The organism is Rhodococcus jostii NBRC 16295 (assembly GCF_001894825.1).
Lineage (GTDB): Bacteria > Actinomycetota > Actinomycetes > Mycobacteriales > Mycobacteriaceae > Rhodococcus_F > Rhodococcus_F jostii.
The window spans coordinates 17,060-30,120 of record NZ_BCWY01000101.1; the positions used below are offsets into that span (position 1 = coordinate 17,060).

15 protein-coding genes are annotated in these 13,061 nt (G+C 67.8%); 11 read left to right on the forward strand and 4 right to left on the reverse strand.

The window, feature by feature from the left end; all coding sequences use genetic code 11:
* Nucleotides 1–18 precede the first annotated feature (18 nt).
* From RJ1_RS38040 to RJ1_RS38045, 3 genes are all read left to right on the forward strand, one after another.
* Nucleotides 19–2,028 carry an ADP-ribosyltransferase gene (locus RJ1_RS38040; protein WP_073368580.1) on the forward strand — a complete coding sequence of 670 codons (2,010 nt, stop codon included), beginning with the start codon at nt 19–21 and terminating at the stop codon, nt 2,026–2,028.
* 68 nt (nt 2,029–2,096) lie between these two features.
* Nucleotides 2,097–2,267: a hypothetical protein gene (locus tag RJ1_RS47025; protein WP_162850280.1), complete on the forward strand. Its 171-nt coding sequence runs from the start codon at nt 2,097–2,099 to the stop codon at nt 2,265–2,267.
* Nucleotides 2,264–3,367 carry an ADP-ribosylglycohydrolase family protein gene (locus tag RJ1_RS38045; RefSeq protein WP_240319613.1) on the forward strand — a complete coding sequence of 368 codons (1,104 nt, stop codon included), beginning with the start codon at nt 2,264–2,266 and terminating at the stop codon, nt 3,365–3,367. The genes RJ1_RS47025 and RJ1_RS38045 overlap by 4 nt, the downstream gene beginning before the upstream one ends.
* A 54-nt stretch (nt 3,368–3,421) precedes the next feature.
* Here the strand turns inward: RJ1_RS38045 and RJ1_RS38050 are convergent, their stop codons facing one another.
* The gene (locus RJ1_RS38050; protein WP_005256424.1) at nt 3,422–3,601 is read right to left on the reverse strand and encodes a YegP family protein; all 180 of its coding nucleotides are present in this window, start codon (nt 3,599–3,601) and stop codon (nt 3,422–3,424) included.
* A 152-nt stretch (nt 3,602–3,753) separates the two neighbouring features.
* Between RJ1_RS38050 and RJ1_RS38055 the strand changes: the two genes are divergently transcribed.
* Nucleotides 3,754–4,101 carry a histone-like nucleoid-structuring protein Lsr2 gene (locus RJ1_RS38055; protein WP_073368564.1) on the forward strand — a complete coding sequence of 116 codons (348 nt, stop codon included), beginning with the start codon at nt 3,754–3,756 and terminating at the stop codon, nt 4,099–4,101.
* Nucleotides 4,102–4,372: 271 nt separating this feature from the next.
* Here RJ1_RS38055 and RJ1_RS38060 read toward each other — a convergent pair whose 3' ends face one another.
* Nucleotides 4,373–5,356, reverse strand: coding sequence for an ATP-dependent DNA ligase (locus tag RJ1_RS38060; protein WP_073368566.1), 984 nt, complete (start codon nt 5,354–5,356; stop codon nt 4,373–4,375).
* A 180-nt stretch (nt 5,357–5,536) separates the two neighbouring features.
* Between RJ1_RS38060 and RJ1_RS38065 the strand changes: the two genes are divergently transcribed.
* From RJ1_RS38065 to RJ1_RS38075, 4 genes are all read left to right on the forward strand, one after another.
* Nucleotides 5,537–5,803, forward strand: coding sequence for a hypothetical protein (locus RJ1_RS38065; RefSeq protein ID WP_073368568.1), 267 nt, complete (start codon nt 5,537–5,539; stop codon nt 5,801–5,803).
* Complete coding sequence (locus RJ1_RS38070) at nt 5,800–6,138, forward strand: hypothetical protein (RefSeq protein ID WP_073368570.1); 339 nt, start codon at nt 5,800–5,802, stop codon at nt 6,136–6,138. Before RJ1_RS38065 ends, RJ1_RS38070 begins: the two co-directional genes overlap by 4 nt.
* 381 nt (nt 6,139–6,519) lie before the next feature.
* Nucleotides 6,520–6,660, forward strand: coding sequence for a hypothetical protein (locus RJ1_RS47030; RefSeq protein ID WP_162850279.1), 141 nt, complete (start codon nt 6,520–6,522; stop codon nt 6,658–6,660).
* A gap of 624 nt (nt 6,661–7,284) precedes the next feature.
* On the forward strand, nt 7,285–8,529 hold the full coding sequence (locus tag RJ1_RS38075; protein WP_073368572.1) for a saccharopine dehydrogenase family protein: 1,245 nt from the start codon (nt 7,285–7,287) through the stop codon (nt 8,527–8,529).
* 180 nt (nt 8,530–8,709) lie between these two features.
* Here the strand turns inward: RJ1_RS38075 and RJ1_RS38080 are convergent, their stop codons facing one another.
* Nucleotides 8,710–9,459, reverse strand: a complete 750-nt coding sequence (locus RJ1_RS38080; RefSeq protein ID WP_073368574.1) for an MBL fold metallo-hydrolase — start codon at nt 9,457–9,459, stop codon at nt 8,710–8,712.
* Nucleotides 9,456–9,584: a hypothetical protein gene (locus RJ1_RS48270; RefSeq protein WP_255284939.1), complete on the reverse strand. Its 129-nt coding sequence runs from the start codon at nt 9,582–9,584 to the stop codon at nt 9,456–9,458. The genes RJ1_RS38080 and RJ1_RS48270 overlap by 4 nt, the downstream gene beginning before the upstream one ends.
* 483 nt (nt 9,585–10,067) lie before the next feature.
* On the opposite strand from RJ1_RS48270, the gene istA reads away from it, so the two are divergent.
* The 3 genes from istA to RJ1_RS38100 form a co-directional block, all read left to right on the forward strand.
* A complete protein-coding gene (istA, locus tag RJ1_RS38085; protein WP_073368584.1) occupies nt 10,068–11,582 on the forward strand; it encodes an IS21 family transposase in 1,515 nt (504 codons plus the stop codon).
* A 10-nt stretch (nt 11,583–11,592) separates the two neighbouring features.
* Nucleotides 11,593–12,363 carry an IS21-like element helper ATPase IstB gene (gene istB / locus RJ1_RS38090; protein WP_073368576.1) on the forward strand — a complete coding sequence of 257 codons (771 nt, stop codon included), beginning with the start codon at nt 11,593–11,595 and terminating at the stop codon, nt 12,361–12,363.
* Between the two features lie 423 nt (nt 12,364–12,786).
* Nucleotides 12,787–13,061, forward strand: a 275-nt coding sequence (locus tag RJ1_RS38100) for a transposase (protein WP_073368578.1), incomplete at its 3' end; no start/stop codon positions are given.

Consider the following 13,061-nt stretch of genomic DNA (forward strand, 5'->3'; position numbering starts at 1 on the left):
CACCTGAAAGAGCAAGGCATGGCCCTGACCGCGGCCGCGGTGCAGGCGGCACCCCCGAGCGTCCTACCAGAGCTGATGGCCGCGTTGGGAATCGACCCCTCGGTGCTGGGAGACACCCCGATGCCGAGCACCCACGCAAACCCGCCGTCGGCGAAACTGCTGATCGCGCACGCTGAGACCGAACGCGCGACACTCACCGCACCGTCGATCACCCCGGCGCAGGCCGCACTCGATGAAGCCGAACAAAACCTGGCCACCGCCGACGCGGACGTCGAGGACGCCCGCAAGGCCGTCAACCGGATTCGGGCCCGACTGAGGAAGGCCAAGAAGGCCGTCGAGGACGGCACCGGCTCACCGTTCGACGTCGCAGCGAAGCAGAAGGACCTCGACGACGCCAAGCAGGCGCATCTCGACGCCAAGCACCGGCAGGTCGAGGCCCGGGAAGATCTGGCCGCAGCGAAGTTCGGGATGCGCGACGACATGGCCACCGACGCCGAGCGTGACGCCTACTTCGCATCCCTGTCCGATGACGAGGTCGACACGATCACCCGATCGCTCAACCGCCGCGCCGCCCCGGCCGCGGAGCAGGCGCTCACCGAGGGCGGACAACCCGCCCTGGCCTCGACTCCCCGCGACACCACCGTCTACACCGCCGGCACCATCGCGATGGAAACCGGCTCCGGTGTCACCGACGTCGAGGGACGCATCCTCGACGGCGGCACCGCCATCTACCGACGCGGCTACTCGGACTTCATCATCCTGCAGCGCAGCGGCGACGCCTACCACCCGGTGGGGCAGGCCAGCAGCAAGAACGATGCTCTGGCCAAGGCCAACCGAATCCCAGTCATGACCGCGCCTGATCCGCTGCCGACGGGCGCCACCGACCTGCAGAAACAAGCCCACGCGATGAAGGGCGAGGTCGGACTGCACGTGGCCCGTAAGGCGGTCTCCGGCGCCGCGTCCACGCCGGCCGCGCAACAGGCGGTGATCGACGAAGAGATGGCCGAGGCCCGAGACACACTGACCCACGCGCTCGGCGGCGGACCGGCCCGCGCCGACATCCACGACGGCATCAAACGGCACAAGATCGCGCTGCGCGAACAGGCGGCGGCCGAGGCCGGGCAGCAGGCGCGGGAAAAAGCCCTCACCGGCGGCGCGAGCAAGGCCGAGGCGGACGCCGCGTACGCGAAGGCGCACCGACGCGCACTGGGGACACCCACGGTCGGTGGCGGGGTGATCCCACACTTCGACCACGACATCCCACCGCACAGCCTCGGCGCCGACAAGCACGCCAGCCTCTGGCGCAGCGGAATACGCGCCTACGGCAAGGAAACCGCCGACGACTACCCGGTGATCGCACAGAGGGCCGGGGACCTGAAGGCATGGGGATTTGCGACCGGACCGGGCGGGCATGTGCAGACCTCGAGCATCGGGTCGCTGACCACCTCGAACGCGCAGTTCGTACAGAAGATGCTCACCTACACCGAACGCACCGCGCTGACCACCTACACCGGCGGCAGCTACCACGCGATCAATGCGGCGATCACCGGCCGCGACCCCAGTCCCTCCGGCCACGTCAAGACCGTGGTGTCCCAGCTGGACTCGGCATTCGACAAGTTCCGTGAACACAACCCGAACCAGGCGCCGATGACACTCGTGCGCGGCACCCGAGTGCCGAGCGGCTGGACGGGCAGCACCGAGGAATACATCGACGCCGCCTTCACGGTCGGTTCCCGCATGCAGATCGGCAAGGTGACCAGCTTCTCCACCAACCACGGCACCGCGAACGCCTTCGCCGGCCACCCGCCGTACATGATGGTCGTCCGCACCCGAGACGGGCTACCGCTCAAGTCCATCTCGAAGTTCTCCTCCGAAGACGAGGTCGTCCTCCCGATGGGCACCAACCTGCGGTGCGTGAAGGTCGACCACACGGGCATCGGAGGCCGGCCGACGGTGTACATGGTCGCCGAAGACCTCGTCGCCGAAGCCGACAGCAGCACCGGCGGCGGCGCGACCAAGGCCGCGTAACCCATTCTCTACCAGCTAAAATGACATGTCCCCTCCTTCGGAGGGGCGACGATGGAAGGACTACGGAGATGGCCGCACTCAGGGACGAGCAGCTCGACGAGATCCGTCGGCACCTCGACGAAGGCATGACCCCGGACGCGATCGCCGACTACCTCGGCCGCGTCGCCGACCTAGACCTCATGGACATCGAGACCGTCCGCACCGCCGCCTACGCCATCTCGCGAGGAGAGACCCCATGACCGTGACGCCGTCGATAAGCCACCACACCGCGCCGGCCGACACCCAGATCCGGTACGCCAACGCCTTGACCGGACTGGCCGCCGGCGACGCCTGGGGCTACCAGGTCGAATTCACCAGCTACGCACACATGCCCGCCTACCCCGTCGCCCCACCCACCGGTCGGTGGTGGGTGATCTCAGATGACACGCAGATGACTCTTGCCCTGCATTGGGCTCTGGCCGAGGTCACCGACTTCGCCGACATCGAGACGGTCACCGACGCCATTATCCGGCAGTTTCTGCTGTGGCAGGTCGACCCCGACAACACCCGGGCCCCGGGCCGCACCTGCATGACGTCGCTGCGCAACCTTCGTGCTGGTGCCCGCTGGTACGACACCGACGGGGCCGTCGAATCCGCCGGCTGCGGGGCAGTGATGCGCCTGGTCCCCACCGCCTTCGCACCACAGCAGTATTGGTTGGGCCTGACCGCCCTGCAAGCCGTGATCACCCACAAACACCCCCGGGCCGTGGTGCCGGCACTGCTGCTCGCCGACGCCACCCGCCACGCGCCGGAGCGCCGCGGCCGGTTCCTCGAGCACGCTCTCACGACTGCCGCGCAGATCTACAACGGCACCAGTACCTGGGCCACGGATCCGTACCTGCGGGAGGTCCTCGCCCCGATCATCGGGGACATGTCGTCCTACCTGGTAGAAGGGCTTAACGACGGGACCGCGGACATCCTCACCGCTGCCGCGGGCCGCCTCGAACAGCTGCGCCCTCTGCCGCCGGCCGAGTTCGGGGACCCCTGTGCCGGGATCGGTGAGGGGTGGGAGTCGGCCAGCGCGGTCGCCCTGGCCCTGCTGGTCGCCGACCTCGCCACCACCTCCGACAATGATCCCGCGGCCGCCGCCCTGACCGGGCCGGAGGGGCTCGCCTGGGCGGCTACCAGCAACGGCGACTCGGACTCCATCGCCTGCATCGCCGGCGGCCTCATCGGCTCCGCCCACCCCGAGCATGGTTACTGGGCGGCAGCAGGCCTGACACCCACCTTCGAACCCCGCTACGCCGACGAAATCTTGGCCGCGGCCAGCCAGCTCCCCGTCGGTGCCCCGGCCGACTGACACTCCTGCCGCGTCTTCGTTCTCGCGACGTATCGCCCCGACGTGGAGCGGGTGTCAGGTCAGGTCGTCGGTCGGGGCGGTTGCCGCATTGGACTTGATCGACTCAATCCCGTTCTGGGCCGCCGCCTTCGATGTGTAACCCTGACTGGCCGCGATGATTTCGCCGTTCGCAGCCTTCAGGTGAAACCGAAACTGTCCGGCGGTGTCCTTGAACAGCTCGAACTTCGCAGTCATCGCTTCTCCTCCGGTGAGTCCACGAGTGTCGCGGACCCCGTGGGACTTCACGGTAGGTCGACCGAGAGCCCACAGGCGGCAGAACACTGTTTTCTTCCGGTGCTGCCAGTAGTGTCGTCTGGTCCGTACCGAAGAACTCGAGGGGTGGATCTGTGGCACGCAAGGTCGTATTAGAGCTGGCCGACGACATCGACGGCACCGTCTTCGGCGACGACGGTGAGAGCATCAGCTACGCCGTCGACGGTGTCGAGTACGTGATCGATCTGAAGGACGAGCACGCGAAGGAACTCCGGGAGACCTTCGAGTACTACATCGCCCACTCCACCCGGGTCGGTGGCCGCAAACACCGCTCGGATCGGCAGGGCAACCCCACTACCGGGAAGCGGCCGCGGGACGAAACGAAGAAGATCCGAGCGTGGGCGCTCGAGCAGGGCTACGAGCTCTCCTCCCGCGGCCGCATCCCCGCAGAGATCGAGCAGTGGTTCCGCGACGCCCATTGACGCACGTTTCCGATCGCCAATGTGAGCGCCGGGGCCAGTCGGAATACCACCAACTCGTCCGCTGTTGAAAAGGCTGACGGTGGCGCTCATACCCCGGGTACCACACCAGAAGAGTCGCTGCGAGCGACCACTTGCCGAGAGGCGATATGGCATCACCGTCCCCCTGGCCGGGTAAGACCTGCACTGCGTAGCGTTCCCGGGTGAAGGGGGATGTGGAACCGCTGTCGCCGGGGAAGGTGCCGGCGGCTTCCCCTTGATCGGATACGCTTTGTCACAGGGCATCCCGGGTGACCGACCCTGGATCCAGATCTCCGCGTTGTCCTTTGAAGCTGGGATGGCGAAGCCCGCCGGGAAGGTATTCGCGATAATCGACGTCCACCACGATCACCGGTTCGACCCAGCGCACGATCCCGTGCTCCTGTGCGGCGGCGGCCTCGGACTCTGCTGCGAGCGGGCTGCTGCGGCGTTCGAGGTGGGCCAGCTTCTCCTTCAACTGGCGACGCACCGCCATGGTGAATCCGGTCCCCACCGCACCCACATAGCGGAGAACCGCGTCGTCGTCGTAGGCGCCGAGAACGAGGGCGCCGACCATGTTGCGCTGAACACCGCCACCCGGGACCCAGCCGACCACAAGGGCAGAACTTCTGGTGCGTAACAACACTTTCCGCCACGACCGGGTGCGCTGACCTGGCAGGTAAAGCGAGGACACCCGCTTGAAAATCGCGCCTTCCATCATGGAATTTCGGGCGGCATCCAGAATGACAGGACCATCGACGCCTATCCAGTGCGGCAAGAACTGGACGGGCAGGCCGGCGCCGTGCAGCTCGTGGCCGAGGTCGCTCAGGGCGGCACGGCGCTCCAGATACGGGGCCGCCATCAGATCACCGCCGTCGGCAGCGAGAACGTCGAACGGCAGGTACGTGACCGGCACCTGCCGGCGCAGGGCCGTGGTCGGGCGCAGGGTGTTCGCCCGCTTCTGCAAGCGGGCGAACGACGGCCGCCCCTGGGTAAGGGCCACGATCTCACCGTCGAAGACGATGCGGCCACGCCCGCCGAACGTCTCGGACAGCGCCGCGGCCACCTCCGGGTACGAGGAGGTGACGACGTTGAGGTTGCGGGTCCACAACACCGGCGGCTCACCGCCGCCGACCGCGGCCAGTAGGCGGAAGCCGTCGTACTTCATTTCCGCCGCCCAGTCGCCGGTGTTCTCCGGTGGGTTACCCGGGGTGGCCAGCATCGGCGCAATCAGCCGCATAGGGCCGATTGTGCGCCCATTAACGCAGCTCCGGCGACCTTCTCCGGGTCACGTTGCCGGGAGTGCGGCGCGATCCCGGCCCCATCCGGGACCGGCCGGACTGCTCGACCGCCGGTGGCATGACACCCTGTCAGTCGAAATGTCACGCCCGCCGAACGCCGGAAGGACCCCGCACCACCCATGACCACCTGGACCCTCTGGATCGGCGCCCTGTTGGTCGTCGGCGGCTCGGCCGCCCAGCTCACCCATCGCACCGCGGTGGCCCGCGTCCTCTGGGCGCTCGCCGTGCTCGCCTTCATCGCCACGACCGTCGGGGCGGTGACCGCTGCCGAGTTCTCGCTGCCGTTGGTGCTGATCCTCGCGGCCGCGCTCGCGGCGACCTGCGCCCTGATCGCGGTCACCCGTGAGCCGGCCAAGGCCGCGGCCGCGCGAGGGGGCGCGCGGTGATCACCGCGGTCTGCGCCATGGTCCTCGGCGTCCTACTCGCCGGATCGGACCTGGCCGACCGCCTGCGCACCCGCCAGTCGGAGCGGGCGCGGATCGCCGAGATCGCCGCACGTCTCGACCGCTTCCAGTGGTGGGTACTCGAGGACCTCGCCGAGGCACGCCAGGCGTTCCTGTACCGAGACCGCGCAACAGGGGACGAGAAGGTCCGGGCGTTCCTCGCGGCCCGCGCGGCCGCCATCAAGGTCGGGATCCCCGACGAGGTGGCGGTATACCGGCTGGCCGACCAGATGATCCAGGAACGGGACCAGCAACGGCTGGGATCAACCCGCCCGTAGCGGTGCGGCCCCGGAAGAGTCCGACGAGTCCGTTCGTACCCGTCAGGTCCGTCGGGGCGCGCACCGCGGAGGTGCCGGAGACAGCAGGTCGATCGTCGACTCGGCCCCGCCGCCGCATCGTGTACAGAGCAACAGGCCGCCACACACCAATCTGCGGAACCCCGCAGATCAGGACCGGGAACGGGACACCGGTCTGGGCAGTGAGTGGCGACCTGTTGCTCGTCGCGATCGCCACCGCAGATCGTCCCTCTGACACAAATGGGTCGGAACACCGGCGCCCGCCCTCGACAATGCGCCGGCTCCTCGACTCCCTGCAGATGCTGGCCTCGGACCAGCCTGCCGAGGACAAGGCGGCAGCACACGCCTTCCTGACCGAATGCCATGCCCGCCGAGGAAAGCAACTGCACACTGCGCAAACAGGTCGCCTACGCCGAAGAGCTGACCGCACTTCTCGCCGGGCGCTCACCCGCGATCGCTGCGCGGCGGCCGGACGAGGTGCGGGCCGATGCTTCCCGGGCATAAAGCCCCACCGACCCGCACCACGCTCTGTGCCCCGATGTTCGAACGGGGAACCTGCTGGACAGACACACCCGAACCCTCCGATCGGGGCAGTGCCGAGGCTACCATCCGATCGAACAGGTGTGCGATAAAATTGCGCCAATCGGCGCCATCTGGCCCCAACGGCAACCCGTTGGGGCCAGGCCAGTGCTTGATGGGGTGGGAGGGCTGCGGGTCCCCAGCAGCGGCGACCGAGAACTCCGGGCGCCGCCCTACCCCCAGCCTCGGGTCTGGCAGTGCCGATCCCGCCCTGCTCCGGTGCAAGCCCGTCTGCTGAGCGGGTGTCGCGTCCGCGCACTCGTCTGTCGGTGACCATCCGTAAACTCGGGGTCGTTCTGCTGAGCATCCCCCCAGATTTTGCTCGCAGAACACCCCCAGTGGCCCGGCATCACCCCCCGATGCCGGGCCACACCCATGTCGGAACCGCACGACTCGCCGAGTGCGCGTTGTCATCTGCGCCCAACGCGTCGTGAACGAATCTTGTCCGGGGGTTAGACACGTCCCCTTCGCTTCGGTCCGAGGTATGTGGTTACGCCGGGTTACAGCTACCTCTTCTGTCTGATCCGCTTCGCTTGTAGGCTCGCGCGCATGACTGACAGCGGACGCGAACTCGATCTCGTCATCTACGGAGCCACCGGGTTCGTCGGAAGGTTGCTCGCCGACTACCTCGCACGCACCGCCCCCGACGGTGTGCGGATCGGCCTCGCCGGACGGTCCCAAACGAAACTCGAGGCCACGCGGTCCGCGCTCGGGGCCCGCGCCGCCGACTGGCCGATCATCCTCGCCGAATCCAGTGACGCCGTGGCTCTCGCCGAACTGGCCTCCCGCACAAGGGTTGTCGCGACCACCGTGGGGCCCTATGTGAAGTACGGGGCCGAACTGGTCGCAGCCTGCGTCGCGGCCGGCACCGACTACGTCGACCTGACCGGGGAGGTGTTGTTCGTCCGGGCAAGCATCGACGCCCACCACGACAAAGCCCGCGCCAACGGTGTGAAAATCGTGCACTCCTGCGGCTACGACTCCATCCCCTCCGACCTGGGCGTGCACGTACTGCACCAAAGAGTCCACGCCGACAACGCGGGGGAACTCACCGACACCACCCTGGTCGCATCGCTGAGCGGCGGCGTCTCCGGTGGGACCATCGATACGCTGCGCACGCAGATCGACGAATCGAAGAAGGATCGGGCGCTGCGCCGGCTCGCCGCCTCCCCGTACTCGCTCAGCCCCGACCGGACGACCGAACCCGACCTCGGCCGACAATCCGACGTCGCCGTCGTCGACGGTGCGGACATCGACCCGCAGGTACGCGGATGGAAGGCCCCGTTCGTCATGGGCTCCTACAACACCCGCGTCGTGCGGCGCAGCAACGCGCTCCGGGGGTGGGTGTACGGCCGGACGTTCAAATACCGGGAGGTGATGAGCGTCGGTAACTCGCGCCTGTCCCGCGTCTACGCTGCCGGTGTCGCCGCCATCCTGGGTGGACTCGTCCTCGGTCTCAGCGTTCCGCCTACCCGGTACGTCCTCGACCGTATCCTCCCCGCACCCGGCGAAGGCCCCAGCGAAAAAACGCAGCGCAACGGCTACTTCGCGATGGACATCTACACCACCACCACCACGACCGGCGCCCGCTACGCCGCCCGGGTGAAGGCACAGGGCGATCCCGGATACCGCGCCACCGCGGTCCTGCTGGGGGAGGCGGCCCTGAGCCTGGTGCTCGATCGCGACCGGCTCCCCGACGAGGCCGGTGTCCTCACCCCGGCCACCGCGCTCGGCGACGTTCTCGTCGAACGACTGCGCGGTGCAGGTGTGGAGATTTCCGCCCGCGAACTCTGATGCCCCTCCGCTGGCGAGGACCGCACGCTCAGAACTCGCCCACCCAACACCTCCCAATTGCACGCATTGTCCGCCTTGCGTGCAATCAGGGCAGTCAGGCCCGACGTGTAGCCGTTCGTCGGGCCAGGTTGCGCGAAGACCTTGTGGGAACGGAGTTCTCGCGTCAGTGCGATCCGATCCTCACCGCGCGGCGCCGACGCGTTCTCGTGCGGTGGTGGCCGCTTCGGCGACGGAGCCGCGATGGATCGGCCCGTGGCCGGGCAGGAGAAGGTCGGCGTCCAACTCTCCGATGATGCGCAGCGACTCGGCGGCCGCGGTGCGGTCGTGGTCGAACCACTGCGGCAGCAATTGAGGTCCGGCGACCTGTGAGGTCAGGTGCCCGGTGATCAAAGCGTCCCCGGAGATCACCACACCGCGATCGGGAAGATGGTAGACGGTGTGACCGGAGGTGTGGCCGGGCACGAGAACCGGGACCGGGGCGCCCGGGCAGGTCAGCGCACCGGGTACGGGCATCGCGGTGGGGGAGTCGATGCCGTACTTGGCCGTGCCACCCAACCGAATCAGCTTGATTGCCCACGGCAGGACCCCGGGCCGCCAGATATTGCTGAGCACATCCCAGGGCGTCGCGACCTCGTGGCATTCACGCCGGGCGTGAGCTACCTCCTCGGGGTGCACCAGTACCGGCGCCCCGTAGGTGTCAGCGAGATACTGTGCGCTGCCGACGTGGTCGACATGCGCGTGGGTGATGAGCACGGCCTCGATGCCGTGCGGATCCCGTCCGATCGCCCGGATCGATTCCTCGACATCACTCCGCTGCCCCGGGTACCCGGTGTCGATCACCGTCACCGCGTCACCGTCGGTGAGCAGCACCCAGTTGACCATCTCGGAGTGCACAAAGAACACACCATCGGCGATTTCGACGGGCTTCATCGCGGGACCACCGCCGGCCTGCCGAAGTCGTGTCGCACATCTGTCGTGACCTGCACGCCCCACACCCGGCCGCAGTCCATGCCGTCGTCGTCAACGAGCGTCTCGTGCACCGATCCGACCCCCATACAATCTCTCCTCCTGTGTGCTGCCTCCAGCGGGCAGGGTACGTGGTCGAGGTGGCGAGGGGGGTGACGCGGCGGCGTAGTGGGTCGATCTGTCGCTGTGCGATGGCCTTGTTGTCGTGTCAGTGCAACCGGCGGTGTGGACTATCCGACGGCGCCATATGTGGAATGGTTTTGCGCTCAGCGGTTTCGGTGTGACCGGCGGGGACGGGCATGAGGAGGTAGTGGCGCCTGAGTTCGTGCGATGTGACTGTGGGCACTTCTTCTCAACTTCGGCGGCACGTAGTCTCCTGCCTGGGTGTGGTCACCTGAGTTGGCCCCAGTCAGGCCACTGATCAGAACGAATTCTGGCCCCGGCTGAGGATGCCGGTGGTCCGCGATCGGGTGGTGCGGCGTGTCGGCACGAATCTTGGCCCCACCCGGGTTCGGATCTCCTCGTTGGACGTGTTTCAGCGAGGAGGACCGGTGAAGAGATCGGGTACGCGGATGGAGTTGTTCGAGCAGATCCGCCGTGATCGGCGGGATTCGGAATTGTCGATTCGGGAGTTGGCCCAGCGGCACGGGGTGCATCGGCGCACGGTGCGGCAGGCGTTGGCCTCGGCGGTGCCGCCGCCGCGCAAACCGTATCGCCGCCGGGTGCGACCGGCGATCGACGACTGGGCCGAGCTGATCGATTCCTGGCTGGTCGCCGACCAGCAGGCACCGCGCAAGCAGCGACATACCGCGCGGCGGGTGTGGCAGCGGTTGGTCGCCGAGCACGGGGCGACGATGTCGGAAGCGACAGTCACCCGGTATGTGCGCCGCCGCCGCAGCGAGTTGGGGCTGGTCGAGATCGAGATAATGGTGCCGCAGACCCATCTGCCGGCCGCCGAGGCGGAGGTCGACTTCGGGGAGGTCTACGCGGTCATCGGCGGGGAGATGACCAAGTGCTGGATGTTCGTGATGCGACTCTCGCACGCCGGACGAGCCTGCCACGTGGTGTTCGGCACCCAGGCGCAGGAGGCGTTCTTCGAGGGACACGTGCGGGCCTTCGACTGGTTCGGTGGTGTGCCGCACCGCATCCGCTACGATAACCTCAAACCCGCTGTGGTGCGGGTACTTCGGGGCCGGGACCGGGTCGAGTCGGACCGATTCGTCGCCCTGCGCAGCCACTACGGCTACGACTCGTTCTTCTGCATCCCCGGCCAGGGTGGCGCCCACGAGAAGGGCGGCGTCGAGGGCGAGATCGGTAGATTCCGGCGCCGGCACCTGGTGCCGGTGCCGAAGGTGGCCTCACTGACCGAACTCAACGAGAAGGTCGCCGCCGCGGACCTGATCGATGACACCCGGGTCATCGGGGGCCGACCGGTCACGGTGGCGACCGCGTTCGCCGACGAGCAACCGCTGCTGCTTCGGCTGCCCGCCGAGCCGTTCGACTGCGCTCGACTGTTGTATGCGCGGGTCGACACCCATGCCCGGGTGTCGGTGCGGCAGAACTTCTACTCCGTGCCCGCCCACTACGCGGGCCGCCGGTTGCCGGTGCGGCTGAGCGCGGGCCGGGTCGAGGTGCTCGACGGGTCCCGGATAGTCGCCGGCCACGACCGTGCCTTCGGCCGGTTCACCGAGGTCCTCACCCTCGATCACTACCTCGAGGTGCTGATCCGCAAACCCGGTGCTCTCCCTGGGGCGACCGCGTTGGCGCAGGCCAAGGCTGCCGGGGCGTTCACCGCCAGCCACCAGCGGTACTGGGACATCGCCCGCAAGCTGCTCGGTGACCGCGCCGGCACCCGCGCCCTGATCGATGTGCTGCTCGCGCACCGCAGCCTGGCTCCCGACACGGTGCACCAGGCCCTCGATCGGGCCATCGAGTCCGGGTGCATCGATCCCCAACTCGTCCTCATCGACGCCCGCCGGCTGGCCCGCACCGATTCCTCGACCGCGGTCCCGATAGGGGTGCTCACCCGTTACGACCGGCCCGTTCCGTCGTTGACCGCCTACGACGCCCTGCTCACCGGAAGCTGAGGGCCCACAAATGGTTTCTTCCGACACCGCAGCCCAGGCCGCGATCGGCGCGGCCACCCGCGAACTGCATCTGCCGACCATCCGGACCGAAGCGGTCCGGCTCGCCGAAATCGCTGCCCGCGAACAACAATCACATCTGGCGTTTCTCGCCGAAGTGCTCTCCGCCGAGGTCGACGACCGCACCGAACGCCGCCGGACGCGCCGCCTCAACGACGCGAAGTTCCCGCGCATCAAACGGCTCGCCGACTTCGACGTCGATGCCGTTCCCGGGATCTCCGCGGGCACACTGGGGCATCTCGCGGCCGGCGGCTACCTCGACGCCGGAGAGCCGGTCGTGCTGCTCGGTGACTCCGGCACCGGCAAATCACACCTGCTGATCGGGCTCGGCCTGGCCGCCTGCGAACAAGGCCGCCGAGTCCGCTACATCACCTGCGCTCAGCTGGTCAACGAACTCGTCGAGGCCGCCGACGAACGGATCCTCTCCCGTGTCGTCGCCCGCTACGGGCGCCTGGATCTGCTGCTACTCGACGAACTTGGCTACGTCCAAATCGACCCCCGCGGAGCGGAAATGCTGTTCCAGATCATCACGGAACGGGAGGAACGGGCCAGTATCGGGATCGCATCGAATCTGCCGTTCTCGGAGTGGGGAACCGTCTTTCCCGATCCGCGGCTGGTCGCCGCGATCGTCGACCGCATCACCTTCAACGCACACATCCTCGAAACCGGAACCCAATCCTATCGACTGCGCACCAGCAAGACCCACCACCGAAAGCCCGCCTGACCCCCAGTGGGGCCGCAATTCATGCCGACCGCCGGGGCCAGACCACTTGACGAAACCCACCTGCCCAATGCCTGGCATGCGGTGGTGCCACGTGTGGCGCCGGGGGAGCTCATGGTCGCACGGGCGGTCTACGGCCATGTCAGGACGCGTGACGGCGGTCGCCATGCCGCGTGCCGTCACTGCCTCGCCGAGTCGGCACTGAGTCCATCGGCTCCCAACGAGGCAGGCCGTTCTCACTGCGGCAGCTGCACTCGGGAGACACCCCTGACCGATTGGCTGCGGAACGTCGACGTGGAAGTTTCCGCGCGCAGCTCGGCAAAGAGTGTGCGCGAAATCCGCCGTTAGGACAACGACATTGGGGTTCCCCCCAAATAGTGGACACCGAGATAGCGGGACCTGAGGTCTCGCTGGAAGGATGTTCACATGTCCCGTTCCCGTCGGTCGTACACGACCGAATACAAGGTCGAGGCAGCCCATCGAGTCATCGATTCGGGCCGCACGATCGCCTCGGTCGCCCGCGACCTCGGCCTGAACGAATCGCTACTCGGGTCCTGGGTCGCCGACGAACGCCGCCGCGTCGACGCGGCCACCGCCCAGGGGCAAGCGCCCTTGACTCCGGCCGAGCGAGACGAACTCACCCGACTGCGCAAGCAGGTCACCGAGCTGGAAAAGGACAACGCATTCTTGAAAAAAGCGTC

Coding starts and splice junctions, on each gene's coding strand:
- RJ1_RS48270 (WP_255284939.1), bottom strand. CDS start 9,584: ATGGGGGTCGGATCGGTGCACGAGACGCTCGTTGACGACGACGGCATG.
- RJ1_RS38065 (WP_073368568.1), top strand. CDS start 5,537: ATGACCACCTGGACCCTCTGGATCGGCGCCCTGTTGGTCGTCGGCGGC.
- istA (WP_073368584.1), top strand. CDS start 10,068: ATGGAGTTGTTCGAGCAGATCCGCCGTGATCGGCGGGATTCGGAATTG.
- RJ1_RS47025 (WP_162850280.1), top strand. CDS start 2,097: ATGGCCGCACTCAGGGACGAGCAGCTCGACGAGATCCGTCGGCACCTC.
- RJ1_RS38080 (WP_073368574.1), bottom strand. CDS start 9,459: ATGAAGCCCGTCGAAATCGCCGATGGTGTGTTCTTTGTGCACTCCGAG.
- RJ1_RS38040 (WP_073368580.1), top strand. CDS start 19: ATGGCCCTGACCGCGGCCGCGGTGCAGGCGGCACCCCCGAGCGTCCTA.
- RJ1_RS38050 (WP_005256424.1), bottom strand. CDS start 3,601: ATGACTGCGAAGTTCGAGCTGTTCAAGGACACCGCCGGACAGTTTCGG.
- RJ1_RS38075 (WP_073368572.1), top strand. CDS start 7,285: ATGACTGACAGCGGACGCGAACTCGATCTCGTCATCTACGGAGCCACC.
- RJ1_RS38060 (WP_073368566.1), bottom strand. CDS start 5,356: ATGCGGCTGATTGCGCCGATGCTGGCCACCCCGGGTAACCCACCGGAG.
- RJ1_RS38045 (WP_240319613.1), top strand. CDS start 2,264: ATGACCGTGACGCCGTCGATAAGCCACCACACCGCGCCGGCCGACACC.
- istB (WP_073368576.1), top strand. CDS start 11,593: ATGGTTTCTTCCGACACCGCAGCCCAGGCCGCGATCGGCGCGGCCACC.
- RJ1_RS47030 (WP_162850279.1), top strand. CDS start 6,520: ATGCCCGCCGAGGAAAGCAACTGCACACTGCGCAAACAGGTCGCCTAC.